At 65.7% G+C, this 14,075-nt stretch carries 16 protein-coding genes; 10 read left to right on the top strand and 6 right to left on the bottom strand.

Going from position 1 to position 14,075, the window contains the following annotated elements:
• The first annotated feature begins 522 nt into the window (after positions 1–522).
• From M3I53_RS24375 to M3I53_RS24385, 3 genes are all read left to right on the top strand, one after another.
• A complete protein-coding gene (locus M3I53_RS24375; protein ID WP_254318408.1) occupies positions 523–1,812 on the top strand; it encodes a calcium-binding protein in 1,290 nt (429 codons plus the stop codon).
• Between the two features lie 127 nt (positions 1,813–1,939).
• Positions 1,940–3,043, top strand: a complete 1,104-nt coding sequence (locus M3I53_RS24380; RefSeq protein ID WP_069267713.1) for a glycosyltransferase — start codon at positions 1,940–1,942, stop codon at positions 3,041–3,043.
• A gap of 141 nt (positions 3,044–3,184) precedes the next feature.
• A complete protein-coding gene (locus M3I53_RS24385) occupies positions 3,185–3,319 on the top strand; it encodes an entericidin (RefSeq protein ID WP_254318409.1) in 135 nt (44 codons plus the stop codon).
• 35 nt (positions 3,320–3,354) lie between these two features.
• On the opposite strand, the gene M3I53_RS24390 is transcribed toward M3I53_RS24385, so the two are convergent.
• Entirely contained in the window at positions 3,355–4,056 is a 702-nt protein-coding gene (locus M3I53_RS24390; RefSeq protein ID WP_254318410.1) for a pyridoxamine 5'-phosphate oxidase family protein, read from the bottom strand.
• A gap of 306 nt (positions 4,057–4,362) precedes the next feature.
• Between M3I53_RS24390 and M3I53_RS24395 the strand changes: the two genes are divergently transcribed.
• Positions 4,363–4,818, top strand: coding sequence for a host attachment protein (locus tag M3I53_RS24395; protein ID WP_254318411.1), 456 nt, complete (start codon positions 4,363–4,365; stop codon positions 4,816–4,818).
• Between the two features lie 81 nt (positions 4,819–4,899).
• Here the strand turns inward: M3I53_RS24395 and M3I53_RS24400 are convergent, their stop codons facing one another.
• Together M3I53_RS24400 and M3I53_RS24405 are read right to left on the bottom strand one after the other, a co-directional pair.
• Positions 4,900–5,076 carry a DUF1427 family protein gene (locus M3I53_RS24400; RefSeq protein WP_254318412.1) on the bottom strand — a complete coding sequence of 59 codons (177 nt, stop codon included), beginning with the start codon at positions 5,074–5,076 and terminating at the stop codon, positions 4,900–4,902.
• A 27-nt stretch (positions 5,077–5,103) separates the two neighbouring features.
• The gene (locus M3I53_RS24405; RefSeq protein ID WP_254318413.1) at positions 5,104–6,072 is read right to left on the bottom strand and encodes a zinc-binding alcohol dehydrogenase family protein; all 969 of its coding nucleotides are present in this window, start codon (positions 6,070–6,072) and stop codon (positions 5,104–5,106) included.
• A 181-nt stretch (positions 6,073–6,253) separates the two neighbouring features.
• On the opposite strand from M3I53_RS24405, the gene M3I53_RS24410 reads away from it, so the two are divergent.
• Positions 6,254–7,456, top strand: a complete 1,203-nt coding sequence (locus M3I53_RS24410; RefSeq protein ID WP_254318414.1) for an acyltransferase — start codon at positions 6,254–6,256, stop codon at positions 7,454–7,456.
• A 102-nt stretch (positions 7,457–7,558) separates the two neighbouring features.
• Here the strand turns inward: M3I53_RS24410 and M3I53_RS24415 are convergent, their stop codons facing one another.
• A complete protein-coding gene (locus M3I53_RS24415) occupies positions 7,559–8,446 on the bottom strand; it encodes an MBL fold metallo-hydrolase (RefSeq protein WP_254318415.1) in 888 nt (295 codons plus the stop codon).
• A 116-nt stretch (positions 8,447–8,562) separates the two neighbouring features.
• On the opposite strand from M3I53_RS24415, the gene M3I53_RS24420 reads away from it, so the two are divergent.
• The 4 genes from M3I53_RS24420 to M3I53_RS24435 are packed head-to-tail and all read left to right on the top strand — an operon-like array spanning position 8,563 to position 11,461.
• Complete coding sequence (locus tag M3I53_RS24420; protein ID WP_028202089.1) at positions 8,563–8,898, top strand: metalloregulator ArsR/SmtB family transcription factor; 336 nt, start codon at positions 8,563–8,565, stop codon at positions 8,896–8,898.
• Positions 8,895–9,341, top strand: coding sequence for a YeeE/YedE family protein (locus tag M3I53_RS24425; RefSeq protein WP_254318416.1), 447 nt, complete (start codon positions 8,895–8,897; stop codon positions 9,339–9,341). Before M3I53_RS24420 ends, M3I53_RS24425 begins: the two co-directional genes overlap by 4 nt.
• 1 nt (position 9,342) lies before the next feature.
• Entirely contained in the window at positions 9,343–9,795 is a 453-nt protein-coding gene (locus tag M3I53_RS24430; RefSeq protein WP_254318417.1) for a DUF6691 family protein, read from the top strand.
• A 49-nt stretch (positions 9,796–9,844) separates the two neighbouring features.
• Entirely contained in the window at positions 9,845–11,461 is a 1,617-nt protein-coding gene (locus M3I53_RS24435; protein ID WP_254318418.1) for a bifunctional protein tyrosine phosphatase family protein/NAD(P)/FAD-dependent oxidoreductase, read from the top strand.
• A 25-nt stretch (positions 11,462–11,486) separates the two neighbouring features.
• Here the strand turns inward: M3I53_RS24435 and M3I53_RS24440 are convergent, their stop codons facing one another.
• Both M3I53_RS24440 and rarD read right to left on the bottom strand, forming a co-directional pair.
• Positions 11,487–11,867: a DUF5594 family protein gene (locus M3I53_RS24440; protein WP_254318419.1), complete on the bottom strand. Its 381-nt coding sequence runs from the start codon at positions 11,865–11,867 to the stop codon at positions 11,487–11,489.
• Between the two features lie 176 nt (positions 11,868–12,043).
• Complete coding sequence (gene rarD, locus M3I53_RS24445) at positions 12,044–12,931, bottom strand: EamA family transporter RarD (protein ID WP_254318420.1); 888 nt, start codon at positions 12,929–12,931, stop codon at positions 12,044–12,046.
• 324 nt (positions 12,932–13,255) lie between these two features.
• Between rarD and M3I53_RS24450 the strand changes: the two genes are divergently transcribed.
• Positions 13,256–14,044: a sulfite exporter TauE/SafE family protein gene (locus M3I53_RS24450; protein WP_254318421.1), complete on the top strand. Its 789-nt coding sequence runs from the start codon at positions 13,256–13,258 to the stop codon at positions 14,042–14,044.
• Positions 14,045–14,075 lie beyond the last annotated feature (31 nt).

Genomic DNA, 14,075 nt, shown 5'->3' on the forward strand with positions numbered 1-14,075 from the left:
GACGCAGGAACCGTGCGCAATCCCACCAACAATTTCCGATCGTCGCTGCTCGATGATCCCAGCTACATGGGAGGCGCCCTGCAAGCCACAATGCGAGCGTTGCGTTATGTGCGCAAACGCACATAACGCAACGTCCCTCGCAACGCCCGGTTCGGCTGATTGATATGAAGGATTCCTGAATGTTTACCCTGGAAATCGCGAGGATCGACGCTATTTTCATTATTTGATCGCGACATTTGTGGTAGACGGAATCTAGTCTCCCGCGGAATGTCTATCCGTTCGCCGTCGCACACATGATGTAGCCAGTGACGCGGCAAAATGCTTCCTGGCTGCGCCTCTGGTGTGGGTAAGCCAATTGAAAATGCCGGCGTGGAGCGAGCAAGCGCGCGTAATCGCTGGCCGGCAACCGCTCCACGCGAGGAATACGCCGTGATGCATTCCGTAGCAATCACCCATCGCCCGCTCCCCGATACCGCGAGTTCGCGGCACGCGAGCCACGCGAAACGGACCCGGCCGTTCGGCATGCGTACCATTGAAAGCCTGGCGGCAGGTATTTGCGCGCTCGTGTGCGCAACGGCGGTACAAGCCGGCGACGCTACGCATGCTATGCCGGCCGAGGCATTCCTCCAGACGCTCGCCGTCGTCACCCACGTCAGCTACACCGACGGCGCGTACGTCAATGTGCACAACGTCGCTGACGATATGGCGTGGCTCGGCATCCACCACGTTCGCGACTACGCGCCGGGCTCCTCCATTCCATTCTCGAGCTACGTCTATCTCGCGCAGCGCGGCGTGAGATTCAACTTTCTGATGGGCGCGGACTTCGAGAAGCAGATCGGACAGGTTGCGCTGCTGAACACCGAGGTGCCCGGCAGCGTTGCGGCCATCGAAGGTCCCAACGAACTCAATAACTTTCCAGTCGCTTACCAGGGGCTTACCGGCGCGGCAGCCGGGCTCGCCGTGCAACGCGACCTCTACGAGCGTGTGCACGGCATGCCGGAGCTTAAGGACGTGCCCGTCTACGACGCGACTGGCTTCGACCCCAAGTCAGTCCAGACGCGTGCGGCTTCGGCCGACTACGCGAATCAGCACGTCTACCCCCAAAACGGCGAACAGCCGCTCTGGAATGCGAACGGCGACAAGTGGATGCTTGCGGCCATTCATCTCGGCCAGCGATTTCAGTTGCCGCTCGTCATCACCGAGTTCGGCTACTTCTCATTGCCGCAGGCGGGCTGGTACATGCTCGGCGTCGACGAGCGCACACAGGCGAAGGGCGTCCTCAACGGTTATATGGATGCGGCGGCGGCGGGTGTGAGGCGGCTCTATGTCTATGAACTGCTCGACGAAAAACCCGATCCGGCACGCAAGAACGACGAAATGCATTACGGGCTCTTTCGCAACGACAATAGTCCCAAGCCGGTGGCCTACGCCATTCGCAATCTCACGTCGATCCTGAACGCCAACACCGCGCGACGCGCAAGCGCAGCGGCGCGCAACACGCTCGGCTATACGCTTTCAGATATGCCGGAGTCGGCAAACAGCCTGCTGCTGCAGAAGAAGGACGGCCGCTTCGTGCTGGTACTCTGGAACGAAACGCTCATCTGGAACCGGGCGACGGGTACGCCGCTCGCCAGCCCACCCGCGCGTGTCAATCTCGACTTCGGCGAAAAGGCCAAGCGTGTCGACCTTTATGATCCGCTCGCTTCGGCACAGCCGATCGAGAGCCATCAAGACCTGCGCCAACTCACCGTGGACGTACCCGACCACGTCATCCTGCTCGAGATCACACCGGCGAACACGCCGGGATCCTGAGCGCGCTGTCAGGCAAGGCATTTCCTGGCCGGAGCGGGCGCATCGCGCCACCGCAGGAGGTTCGGGCCTGCTCCGTGCCCGCCTTTGTATAATCGCGCATTCCTCCTTCCGGTCGCGGTTTCCTTTCATGCTCAGTTTTGCCCTCGGCTTTCTCGTTTCATTGCTGGTTACGCTGCTGATCGTGCGTTATGCGCATCTGCATGAAAGGTTCTCCGTCGACTCCGATCTCGTGGGCGTGCAGAAATTTCACGTGCGACCGGTGCCGCGCATCGGCGGAACGGGCATCCTCGCGGGGCTCATCGTGGCGGCCGCGCAGTTGCACGGGGCGTATCCGGCCGTCTCGGGCGGCATACTCGGCATCGTCGCGTGCGGGCTGCCCGCGTTCGGCTCGGGGCTCATCGAAGACCTAACCAAGCGCGTCTCGCCGCTTGCGCGCCTGCTCTGCACGATGGCCGCCGCCGCGCTCGCATTCTGGTTCCTCGGCATCGCGGTCACGCGTATCAGCGTGCCGCCGCTCGATTTTCTGCTTTCCTACGCGGCGATTTCCTTCGTCATCACCGTGCTGGCGGTCGCGGCGCTCGCCAACGCGATCAACATCATCGACGGCTTCAACGGCCTCGCCTCGATGGTTGCCTTCATGATGTTCGCCTCGCTCGCCTACGTGGCCTTCCAGGTGCACGACCCGGTGGTGCTCTCCGCGTCGTTCATCATGATGGGCGCCGTGCTGGGCTTTTTCATGTGGAATTTCCCGGCGGGCCTGATCTTCCTCGGCGACGGCGGCGCGTATTTCATCGGCTTCATGCTCGCCGAGCTGTCGATCCTGCTCGTCATGCGCAACCGCGACGTGTCGGCGTGGTATCCGGTGTTGCTCTTCATGTATCCGATCTTCGAGACCTGCTTCTCGATCTACCGGAAGAAGTTCGTGCGCGGCATGTCGCCCGGCATTCCCGACGGCGTGCACCTGCACATGCTCGTCTACAAGCGCCTCATGCGCTGGGTGGTGGGCGCGCGCAACGCCCGCGAGCTCACGCGGCGCAATTCGCTCACGTCGCCCTACCTGTGGCTGCTTTGCCTGATCGCCGTGATTCCGGCCACGCTGTTCTGGCGGCACACGCTGCACCTGTTCTGCTTCGTCGTGCTGTTCGCGCTCACCTACGTGTGGTTGTACGTGAGCATCGTGCGCTTTCGCTCACCGAAGTGGCTCGTCGTGCGCAGGACGCGCAAGCGCTGAAAACGGCTCTATGTTACGGATGCGCCGGCGCGCAGCCTGGGCGCATGTGTCCCCGCTTCGTGCGTAAAATTGAAAGGAACGACGGCGCGCATGCCTCATTCGACGCTAATTTGACGTCTGTTCGGTTCAGGCAGAGCCGCTATGAGCCGTTATCTCGCGTTTGCGCTTGCACTGTTCGCCGTGACACTCGCCGCCTGCAACACCATCGCACGCGCGGGCGAGGACCTTTCTAAGGGCGGTCAGGCCATCGCCAACTCGGCGGAAAAGGCCAGGTAAGCCGGTTGCGGGCGGGTCGTGATGCGAGCGCCCGCTTACGCCGCCGCGCCTTCGCGCAGCCGCGCGACTTCCGTTTCCAGTTCCCGTACGCGGGCCTCGCGGTGCGCGGCGGCCTCCTCCAGTTCGCGTATGCGCGCCTCGCGCTCGTCTAGTGCCGACTGCACGTCCGCCGCCTCGAAGCGCTGCGGAATGTGCTGCGGGCAGTTCATGTCCCACGCGTGCACCGTGAAGACGATCACCCGTTCGGCGCGCGCCTTGTAACCCGCGGGCATCAGTTCCTCGACCAGCGCCGGGTCTTCGACGACGCGCGCGCGGCCCCAGATCTTCACGCGCCGCCGGCGCGCATAATCGATGACGAACAGGTGAGCCTTCGGGTTGTCGGCGAGGTTGCCGAGCGTGATGTATTGCTGGTTGCCGATAAAATCGGCGAACGCAATCGTGTGTTCGTCCACCACATGCAGAAAGCCCGCCGGACCGCCGCGATGCTGGATGTACGGCTGCCCTTCGGTATTCGCGGTGCCCAGAAAAACGCTCGTCTGCGCGGCGATGAATTGCTGGATTTTGGGCGTGAGCGCCACGCCCCAGGCGTGATCGCGCTCCACGCTCGCATAGAGCTCGCGCGCACCCAGGCGCTCCTGCATCGCCTTGACCGTCGGCGTGAAGGCGACGTCGCTCGGATAACGGAGGATGCGATCGGTGGTCGAGGGGGTCGAGGCGGTCGAGTCGTTCGGGCTCATGTCAGACTCCTGTGCAGCGCGCTGCGGAGCCTAAAGGCTAGGCGCTTGCGCGGAAAAAGATAATCCACCGCCGGCAAGAATCATCCTCCCGAATTACGGAAGGGCAAGCCGCCAGCGGGCACGCGGCTGGCTGTTCCGACACTTTCGCGCCTCGCGCGAGCGCCACGGGCGCGCCGACGAGCGCGGCGGCATTTCCCGCGCCGTGCGGCCCGAAGCGCGCTACCCTTGGTGTTCACGCCGCGTGGCGCGAGTCCACTCAACCGCTCGGCGGCCGTATGCGCCGGGCGCCATGACAGGGAGTCGAACATGTCGAAAACGATCTGGATTGTCGTCGCCAACCGTGTGACCGCGCGCATTTTCGCCGCCGAAAGCCCGCTGGGCGCCATCGACGAGGTCGAGACGCTGCTCCATCTGCAAGGCCGCATGTCGGACGAGAACCTCGTGACCGACAAGCCGGGGCGCACCACCGACCGCGTCGGCTTCGGCCGCAGCGCGACCGATCCCGACACCAGCCAGCACGACCACGAAGCCACCGTGTTCGCGGCCGAGATCGCGACGACGCTTGCGAAGGCCCGCAACGACGCGCGCTACGGCACGCTCGTCCTCGCGGCGCCGCCCGCGTTCCTCGGCGCGCTGCGCAAGGCGATCGACGCGCAAACGCGCAGCCTCGTCACGCTCGAGCTCGACAAGGATCTTGCGGCGCTCGACGCGCGCGAACTGCGCACGCGTCTGCCTGAACGGCTCGTGCGGGCCGAGGCGTGAGCCAGCCCGTCGGCACAGTCCGCGCGGGGCGATATCCGGCGCGGTGAGCGAGGCTTGCCCCGCTCGCCCCGCTCGCCTCGCTCACCCCGCCAGAGGCGCGACGCATGCGCGCACGACGCCGATGACGTTCTCGCCCGCCAGCATGCCGAGCAGCCCGACGAGCGCGATGGTCGGCGGCGCTGGCGATCTCACCTGCAGCACGTTGTACAGCAGCCCTGCGAGCGCGCCGACCGCGAACGACACTAGATAGCCCTTCATCTCCGTCTCCCGTTCGTCGTCGCGCGCTCACGCCATGTCGATCACGACGCGGCCAGCCGTGCCCGCGGCGACGGCCTCGTAGGCTTCGCGTGCCCGCGCGAGCGGAAATTGCGCGGCCACGACGGGCGGCTCGAACTGACCCGCGGCGAACGCTTCGGCAATCGCGCGCATGAGCGGCGCGGATTCGGCCACGCCGAGCTTCGCGCTATCGGCGCCGAGCAACTGCGTCTCGTTGTGATAGAAGTCGATGAGATCGAAATCGACGCGCCGCTTGCCCGTCGCGCTGATTTCGACCACGCGGCCACGCCGCTTCGCAAGCGAGAGCGCCAGTTCGAACGCCACGCCGCCCACTGCGTCGTAGACCACGTCCGCGCCAGTTCCCCCAGTCAGTTCGCGTACGCGTTCTGCCGTGTGCTCGTTCATGGGAACGAAGGCATCGATGAGACGCGCGGCCGGCGAACCGGCAAGCGGCGCCTCGCGGCCCACGCCGATCACGCGTGCGCCGCGCGCCTTCGCGATCTGCGCGACCGCGCCGCCCACGCCGCCCGACACGCCGATCACGGCGATCGTTTCGCCCTTGGTGAGGCGCGCGTAGTCGACGGTGCCCAGCCACGCCACCACGAAGTTCACACCGATCGACGCGGCCTGTGCGTGCGAGAGCGCCGCGGGCTTGCGCGTCAGCGCGGCCACAGGCACCTCGATGAACTCGGCGTGCGTGCCGTCGCGCGTGAAACCGATGTCTCCGCCCGTCCCCCAGACTTCTGCGCCGAGCCACTCCGCGGGGCCCGCCACCACCACGCCGCTGAAGTCGCGCCCCGGCACCCGCGGGGGCACCGTGTGCTCGAAATGGCCGGAGACGTTCTTCACGTCGCTCGGGTTGACGGAAGCGGCGCGCACCTGCACGAGTGCGCTGTCGGCATCGGGTGCGGGCGTGGGCAGATCGACGTACTCGAGCACCTCGGGCTTGCCGAAGGTCTTGAACTGGATGGCTTTCATGGCGGGACTCCGTGGGTTCAGGTTTCGCGCAACGGCTTGCGCGAAGGCGGGTATCGAACTGGGTCCCAATGTAATTTGCTGAAGCCAGGTTGTGTGGACAGATGCTTTCGATTTTCGGACAAGGTAACCCTTTAACTAATTGCTGCCTTCTGTACGGTCACACACAAAAGTACACATTCGCGTGACTTTCGGGGATGTCAGAATAGCGGCGATCAAACGCAGAGCATCCGTCCCGCCCGCCATTGGCGAACGCGCCGACCGCGCCTCCACCATGCAAAAGCTAAAGTCCCTTACCGTGCTGCGCGCTGTTGCGGCGACAACGGTCATCTTCTTTCACATCATGTCGCCGACTGGACATACGCTCGGTGAATTCGGCGTCGACATTTTCTTCGTGATAAGCGGTTTCGTCATCGCCCTCGTGCTGGACAACCCGGAATTGACCACCCAGCGCTTCCTCGTGGACCGCATTGCCCGGATCGTGCCGCTGTACTGGGTCCTGACGTTTGGCGTATTCCTCGGTGCGCTCGCCGCTCCCGCGTTGTTGAATTCGACGACGGCCGACTTGGGGAATCTGCTGAAGTCGCTGTTTTTCATTCCCTATCGCAAGGAAAGTGGTCAGATATTCCCGATGTTGTTCGTCGGCTGGACGCTGAACTACGAAATGTTGTTTTACGTGGTCACAGCCGTTGCGTTGATGCTGGTGCGCCGTCGCCGCCTGCTGTTCACTTCTGCGCTGATCCTTGCGATCTTTTGCGCGGCGAAGGCATCGAACTCGCATGGCGTATTCACCGCGTTCTATACGAATCAGCGTTTATTCGAGTTCCCGCTTGGCTTCATCGCCTACCAGATCTGGAAATCGGGAGTCCGAATCAAGCTGCCGATTGCGGGGTGCATCGCGGTTGCGGCCTACGCGTGGATGGCCTACATCAACTGGCACAACCTTTCCAACGCGCCGCTGCTTTATTACGGCCTGCCTGCTTTCGTACTGATCGGCAGCACACTGAGCCTGGAACCGGCGATGGGTTCGGGCTCGTTGACACGCGCAGCCATATTCATCGGCAATGCGAGTTATGCCATCTATCTGAGCCATCCATACTGTGTGGAAGCTGCGCGCAAGCTGCTGCCGGACGCTATCGGCGGCTTTGATCCGACCGCGCCGCTCGGTGTAGCGTTCACGATGATCGCGGCCACGGCGATGGGCGCCGCGCTCTACCAGTTCGTCGACTGGCCGCTGCACAAGCGCGCGCGTCGTCTGTTGCACGCTGTCCCAGCGATACGCTTGCGCAGATCGCGCACTGCCGGCGCGGCCGATACTCGCACGGGCTCGCAGGAGGAACCGGCCCGCGACGTGCCAGTCAACGAGGACGCCAACTGTGACTGCTAGCTGCTAACTGCTAACTGAACAGCGAAGTGCGCAGACAGCAATCGATCAAAGACATTTTCCCGCGCTTCCGGACGCACGTTGCGGAGCTCACGCCGCACATATTCAAAGCGCGTCGATCGGTATCTTCAGATATCGCACGCCGTTGGCTTCGGGCTCCGGCATGCGGCCCGCGCGAATGTTCACCTGGATCGACGGCAGGATCAGGTTCGGCATGGCGAGTGTGCGGTCGCGCGCGGTGCGCATCTGCACGAACGCCTCTTCGCTCACGGTCTCGTTCAGGTGGATATTGCCGCTGCGCTGCGCGCTCACCGTGGTCTCGAAACACGGCCCGCGAGAAGCCGGCGGATAGTCGTGGCACATGAAGAGCCGCGTGTCGCCCGGCAGCTCGAGCAGCTTGCGCGCCGAACGGTAAAGCGTGTGCGCGTCGCCGCCCGGGAAGTCGCAGCGCGCCGAGCCCACGTCGGGCATGAAGAGCGTGTCGCCCACGAACACGGCATTGCCGATCTGGTACGCGAGGTCGGCGGGCGTATGGCCTGGCACGTGCAGCGCGCGCGCCTCCAATGCGCCGACCTGGAACGTCTCGCCGTCCTGGAACAGCACGTCGAACTGGCTGCCGTCCGCGCTGAGCGTCTCGCCCAGATTGAACACCGCGCGGAACACGCCCTGCACGTCGCGAATGTGCTCGCCAATCGCAATGCGCCCGCCCAGTTGCGCCTTCAGATACGGCGCCGCCGAAAGATGATCGGCGTGCGCGTGGGTTTCCAGCAGCCACTCGACGCGAAGCCCGTATTCACGCACGAACGCGATCACGCGCTCGGCCGATTCCGTGGAGGTGCGGCCCGATTTCGGATCGTAGTCGAGCACAGGGTCGACGATCGCGCAGGCGGTGCCGCGCCCGGCGTGCACGACGTAGGTTACCGTGGCCGTGACGGGGTCGAAAAAGGGCTCGACGCCTGGTTCGGGTGTTTGTAGCTGGGTTGGGTTGGACATCGAGGACTCCACACGGGTGACCCTCTATTGAAACACATATTATAAATTTATATAATGTATTTAGACAAAGTATAATCTGGCGCATTGACCTGCTACCTCGTCCGACGGGGCGACCCATGAACTCACCACTCACTCCCGAAGCGCTCGCGGCCCTGCGCGAATCCGCCGAAAAGTGCTGCGCACTGCTCAAGGCGCTTGCCCACGAAGACCGTCTCCTGCTGCTTTGCCAGCTCACCGAAGGCGAGCGCAACGTCGGCGAGCTCGAGGAGCTGGTGGGAGTGCATCAGCCGAGCCTTTCGCAGCACCTCGGCAAGCTGCGCGACGAAGGCCTCGTCGATACGCGTCGCGAAGGCAAATACATCTACTACCGCCTCGCGAGCCCCGAGGTCATCCAGGTCATGCAGACGCTCTCGAGCCTCTATTGCGGGCGGCTCAAGGTCCATCCGGCATGAGCCTCGACCTCGTCCACTTCACGCCCTACGCCTCGTTCGCGGGCGGCCTGATGATCGGCGCGGCGGCCGCGCTCTTCGTGCTCGTGAACGGCCGCATCGCCGGTATCAGCGGCTTGCTGGGTGGCTTGTTGGGCAGATCGTTGCCGGGCTCGGGCGGCGAGCGCGGCGTGAATGCCGCGTTCGTCATTGGCCTCGTTGCCGCCCCATTGCTGTGGCGACTGCACTCGGCGCTTCCGGCAATGCAGATCGATGCGTCGATGCTCACGCTCGTCGCGGCGGGTCTGCTGGTCGGCATCGGCACCCGTTACGGCTCGGGCTGCACGAGCGGCCACGGCGTGTGCGGGATCGCGCGCGGCTCGCGACGCTCGTTCGTCGCCACGGGCGCGTTCATGGCGGCGGGCTTCGCCACTGTGTTCGCGGTGCGTCACCTGAGCGGAGGCTGAAATGCGAAAAATTAGCGCGTTCGCGTGCGGTGTGCTGTTCGGTATCGGCCTGCTCGTCTCGGGCATGGCCAACCCGGCGAAAGTGCTCGGCTTTCTCGATCTCGCCGGCAACTGGGACCCCTCGCTCGCCTTCGTGATGGCGGGGGCCATCGCGCTCGCCGCGCCCGCCTTCTGGCTTGCGCGCAAGCGAGCGTCGAGCCTCGTCGGCGCGCCGATTCAGCTGCCCACGTCACGGCGCATCGACGCACGGCTGGTTGGCGGCGCCTTGCTGTTCGGCGCGGGCTGGGGACTCGCGGGCTTCTGCCCCGGCCCCGCGCTCGTCGCCGCGGGCGGCGGCCAGCCGCGCGCCTGGCTCTTCGTCGCCGCCATGCTCGCGGGCATGGCAATTTTCGCCGTGCTGGAGCAGCGCCGCCGCTCGCAAGAAGCCGCATCGATCAGCACTAAACCGCATTAAAAAGTACGACGGCAGCACGATGCCGCACCAGCCTCGGGACCCAAACCACATGCAAATCACGCAACACGACGCCCGCTTCGCGAGCGCCGACCAGCTCACGCCCGACGACCTTGCCGCCATCCAGGCGGCGGGCTATCGCTCGATCATCTGCAACCGGCCCGATGGCGAGGGCGGCGACTCGCAACCCACGTCGCAGGCGCTGCGCGCCGCGGCCTCGCAGCTCGGCCTGCAGTTCGCGTATCTGCCGGTGAAGCCCAGCCAGATCACCGCCGACGACGCTGCGCGTTTCGGCCAGTTGCTGATCGACCTGCCCGGCCCCGTGCTCGCGTACTGCCGCAGCGGCAACCGCGCCACGAGCCTCTATCGGCTCGCGCAGCAAGGCGCGCCCACCCAGGCCGCGCAAACCACGAACGCCGCGCGCGCCGCGACGGCGGCTTGCGCGTGGGAAGGCGAAACCTGGGACGTCGTCGTGATCGGCGGCGGCACTGCGGGCATCGCCGTCACCGCGAGCCTGTTGCGCCGCGAGCCGAGCCTGAAGATCGCCATCGTCGAGCCGAGCGATCACCACGACTATCAGCCCGCGTGGACGCTAGTCGGCGGCGGCGCATACGACGTGGCGAAAACGCGCCGGCCCATGGCGAGCGTGATGCCCGCGGGCGTGAAGTGGTTTCGCGCGGCCGCCACGCGCGTCGAGCCGGACGCGAACGTCGTGCAGCTCGACAGCGGCGTGCGCGTGGCCTACCGTCAGCTCATCGTGGCGCCGGGACTGCGGCTCGCGTGGGAGCGCATTGCAGGCCTCACGGAAACGCTCGGCAAGAACGGCGTGACCTCGAACTATCGCTACGACCTCGCGCCCTACACCTGGCAGCTCGTGCAGCAGATGAAGGGCGGCACGGCGCTCTTCAGCCAGCCCGGCATGCCGATCAAGTGCGCGGGCGCGCCGCAAAAAGCCATGTATCTCGCCTGCGACCACTGGCAACGCCAGGGTGTGATCGGCCAGGTCAACGTGGAGTTCAATCTCGCGGGCGCCGTGCTGTTCGGCGTGGCGACCTTCGTGCCGCCGCTCATGGAGTACGTGAAGCGCTATAACGCGAACCTCGCGTTCTCGTCGAATCTCGTGGCCGTAAATGGCCCGGCGCGCATCGCCACCTTCGAAGTAAAGGATGCGAACGGCAACGTCACGCGTGTGGAAAAGCGCTTCGACATGCTGCACGCCGTGCCGCCGCAGGTCGCGCCCGACTTCATTCGCGACAGCCAGCTCGCCGACAAAGCCGGCTGGTGCGAAGTGGATCACGCCACGCTCCAGCATCCGCGCTATCCCAACGTGTTCTCGCTCGGCGACGTGTGCTCGGCGCCGAACGCCAAGACCGGCGCGGCCGCGCGCAAGCAGGCCGTGATCGTGGCCGAGAACCTGCTCGCCGCGCGTGCGGGCGCGCTTCTGGCGTATCGCTACGATGGTTACGGTTCGTGCCCGCTCACCGTGGAAAAGGGCAAGGTCGTGCTGGCCGAGTTCGGTTATGGCGGGCGCCTCTTGCCCACCTTCCCGCTCGACCCCACGCGCCCGCGCCGCCTCATGTGGCTGCTCAAGGCGAGCGTGCTGCCGAGCTTCTACTGGTGGGGCATGCTCAAGGGCCGCGAGTGGCTCACGCGGGCTGCGCGCGGTTGAGGACACTTGAGCGCCATGGGTGCTCTTAGCCCTCGAAATCGAGCCCGCCTAGCAGCACTTCGGGCTCGCCTTGCGTGCGCGAAGCGAAATCGACAGAGCGCGCCGACTCCCATGACGCCAGCTTCCTCCCGGTCGCTTCGAGGTAGTGCTCGAAGCGCGCTTCGCCGCCGCGCTCCATGAGGCGCTCGATCTCCTCGGTGTCCCAGGTCAGCGAGACGTTAAGCGGATACACATAGGGATGGCGGTGCTCGTTCGCGACGCCGCGCAGGCGCACGCGCGTGGGATGGCCGTGCCCGGCGTTGGGCACGACATCGACGTGCACAGAAGGGCCGAATTGTTTCGCCAGCTTCGCCGCGATACGCGGCGCGAATTCTTCCTCGAACCGGCGAACGGCTTCGATACTCATGCGCGGGGCACTCCACTGAGGATTGACAGAGGGTTAAGGCATCGCCGGTCGCCACTGACTCGCGCATCCGATCCACGCAAATCTGCTGCTAACGACCGTGCGGCCATCGTCCTGGCATCCTACCGCGCCGCCGGCTGGTCAGCCAATGGCCGACAGCGCAGCGCCGCCCAGCCCCCTCACGCCGCGCGGCGCTCGCGCGTAGCCACGAGGCTGCGCACGCCTTCGAGCGAATACACGCCTAGTGCGACCCAGATCGCGCCGTAACCGACGGCGCTAACCGCGCCGAACGGCTCCCCGTAAATGAGCACGCCGGTGAGCAACTGCAGCGTGGGCGTGACGTACTGGATCAGACCGAGCATCGACAGCGGAATGCGCCGCGCGGCCGCGCCGAAGAGGAGCAGCGGGACCGCCGTGATCGGGCCGGAGGCCGCGAGCAGCAGTTGCAGCCCGCGCGAGGCATGCGTGAAGTGGCTCGCGCCGGCAAGGCCAACGATCGTCAGATAAACGACCGCAACGGGAAAGAGCAGCACGGTTTCGAGCGCGAGGCCTTCGAGCGCCCCGAGCTGCGCGGTCTTGCGCAAAAGCCCGTAGCCGCCGAAAGTCACTGCGAGCGCGAGACTGATCCAGGGCGGCGCACCGTTCTGCCAGGTAAGCCACGCGACGCCTGCGGTGGCCAGCGCCACGGCGGCCCATTGCAGGGGGCGCAGTCGTTCGCGCAGGAACGCATAGCCGAACAGCACGTTGATGAGCGGATTGATGAAGTAGCCGAGGCTCGCCTCGACGATGTGCCCGGCATTGACGGACCAGATATAGATGCCCCAGTTGGCCGAGAGCAGCACGGCGCTCGCCACGAAGCGCGCGAGCAGGCGACGGTCGCGCAGCGTGGGCCCAAGCCAGCGCCAGTGACGGCGCACGACGAGCACGGCGACCACGAACACGAGCGACCACGCCATGCGGTGCGCGAGCATTTCGAGTGCGGGGATCTGATGCAGCGTCTTAAAGTAGATGGGGAAGAGCCCCCAGAGAACGAATGCAGCGAACGCGTAGAGGATGCCGGGATTCATGTCGGGTTCTGGTTATGGTGGCGCCAGTGCCGCGCGGCGCTGTTCGGCACGTGCCTGCGCGCGAAGTGGCGCTGAAGGCGCGTGAGTGCGAGCCGACATCTGGCCCGCATGCTGCCTATGGGAGCGTGCGAAGGCAATTGAAAGCCAGGCACAGCGCGGCCGATTTCGCTTAACCCTGCGCCAAGCCGCGGGTTTTGCGACAATGCGGATTTTCGCCGCCAGCCCTGGCCGTTGTCCAGCCTGACGCGCCGCTTACGGCGCGCGCTGTTCTCGACGCGGCAGGCGACGGCGTAGCCCCCCCCTGAACCGGCCTCCTCGCGCGCGATGTCCTTCCCCCATATCGATCTGCTGTATTCGCTGTCCGGCCTGTTTGTCGGATTTCTGGTCGGCCTGACCGGCGTGGGTGGCGGCTCGCTGATGACGCCGATCCTGGTCCTCGTCTTCAACGTGCATCCAGCCACGGCAGTCGGCACCGACCTGCTCTACGCGGCCGCGACCAAGTCCGCGGGCACGCTCGTGCACGGGCTAAAGGGTTCGGTGGACTGGCGCGTGACGCTACGGCTCGCGGCCGGCAGCGTGCCCGCGGCGACGATCACGCTGATTCTGCTGCACCGCTATGGCATGGATACGCCGCGCGCGGGGCATCTGATCCAGGCCGTGCTGGGCGTCGCGCTCCTCATCACGGCCGTGGCGCTCATTTTCCGCCCGCAGCTCGCTGCGTTCGCCTCGCGCCACCGCCACGGGCCGGGCGAAGCGCGCACGCTCTTTTTCACGATTCTCACGGGCGCGGTGCTCGGCGTGCTCGTTTCGCTCACCTCGGTGGGCGCGGGCGCCATCGGCGTCACCGTGCTGCTGCTGCTCTATCCGGCGCTGCCCACGGTGCGCATCGTCGGCTCCGATGTCGCGCACGCCGTGCCGCTCACGCTCCTGGCGGGCGCCGGCCACTGGCTGCTCGGCTCGATCGACTGGCACATGCTGCTTTCGCTCCTGTGCGGCTCGCTGCCCGGCATCGCGATCGGTAGCCTGCTCTCCTCCAGGGCGCCCGAAAAGCTGCTGCGCGTGCTGCTCGCCGCAACGCTCACCCTCGTGGGCGTGCGGCTCGTGCTCTCCTGAACGCGGCGCACGCCACGCTCGCCGCGCACCT

This window comes from Paraburkholderia sp. CNPSo 3272 (assembly GCF_024206495.1).
Taxonomy (GTDB): domain Bacteria; phylum Pseudomonadota; class Gammaproteobacteria; order Burkholderiales; family Burkholderiaceae; genus Paraburkholderia.

Coding starts and splice junctions, on each gene's coding strand:
- M3I53_RS24375 (WP_254318408.1), top strand. CDS start 523: ATGCGTACCATTGAAAGCCTGGCGGCAGGTATTTGCGCGCTCGTGTGC.
- M3I53_RS24380 (WP_069267713.1), top strand. CDS start 1,940: ATGCTCAGTTTTGCCCTCGGCTTTCTCGTTTCATTGCTGGTTACGCTG.
- M3I53_RS24385 (WP_254318409.1), top strand. CDS start 3,185: ATGAGCCGTTATCTCGCGTTTGCGCTTGCACTGTTCGCCGTGACACTC.
- M3I53_RS24390 (WP_254318410.1), bottom strand. CDS start 4,056: ATGAGCCCGAACGACTCGACCGCCTCGACCCCCTCGACCACCGATCGC.
- M3I53_RS24395 (WP_254318411.1), top strand. CDS start 4,363: ATGTCGAAAACGATCTGGATTGTCGTCGCCAACCGTGTGACCGCGCGC.
- M3I53_RS24400 (WP_254318412.1), bottom strand. CDS start 5,076: ATGAAGGGCTATCTAGTGTCGTTCGCGGTCGGCGCGCTCGCAGGGCTG.
- M3I53_RS24405 (WP_254318413.1), bottom strand. CDS start 6,072: ATGAAAGCCATCCAGTTCAAGACCTTCGGCAAGCCCGAGGTGCTCGAG.
- M3I53_RS24415 (WP_254318415.1), bottom strand. CDS start 8,446: ATGTCCAACCCAACCCAGCTACAAACACCCGAACCAGGCGTCGAGCCC.
- M3I53_RS24420 (WP_028202089.1), top strand. CDS start 8,563: ATGAACTCACCACTCACTCCCGAAGCGCTCGCGGCCCTGCGCGAATCC.
- M3I53_RS24425 (WP_254318416.1), top strand. CDS start 8,895: ATGAGCCTCGACCTCGTCCACTTCACGCCCTACGCCTCGTTCGCGGGC.
- M3I53_RS24430 (WP_254318417.1), top strand. CDS start 9,343: ATGCGAAAAATTAGCGCGTTCGCGTGCGGTGTGCTGTTCGGTATCGGC.
- M3I53_RS24435 (WP_254318418.1), top strand. CDS start 9,845: ATGCAAATCACGCAACACGACGCCCGCTTCGCGAGCGCCGACCAGCTC.
- M3I53_RS24440 (WP_254318419.1), bottom strand. CDS start 11,867: ATGAGTATCGAAGCCGTTCGCCGGTTCGAGGAAGAATTCGCGCCGCGT.
- rarD (WP_254318420.1), bottom strand. CDS start 12,931: ATGAATCCCGGCATCCTCTACGCGTTCGCTGCATTCGTTCTCTGGGGG.
- M3I53_RS24450 (WP_254318421.1), top strand. CDS start 13,256: ATGTCCTTCCCCCATATCGATCTGCTGTATTCGCTGTCCGGCCTGTTT.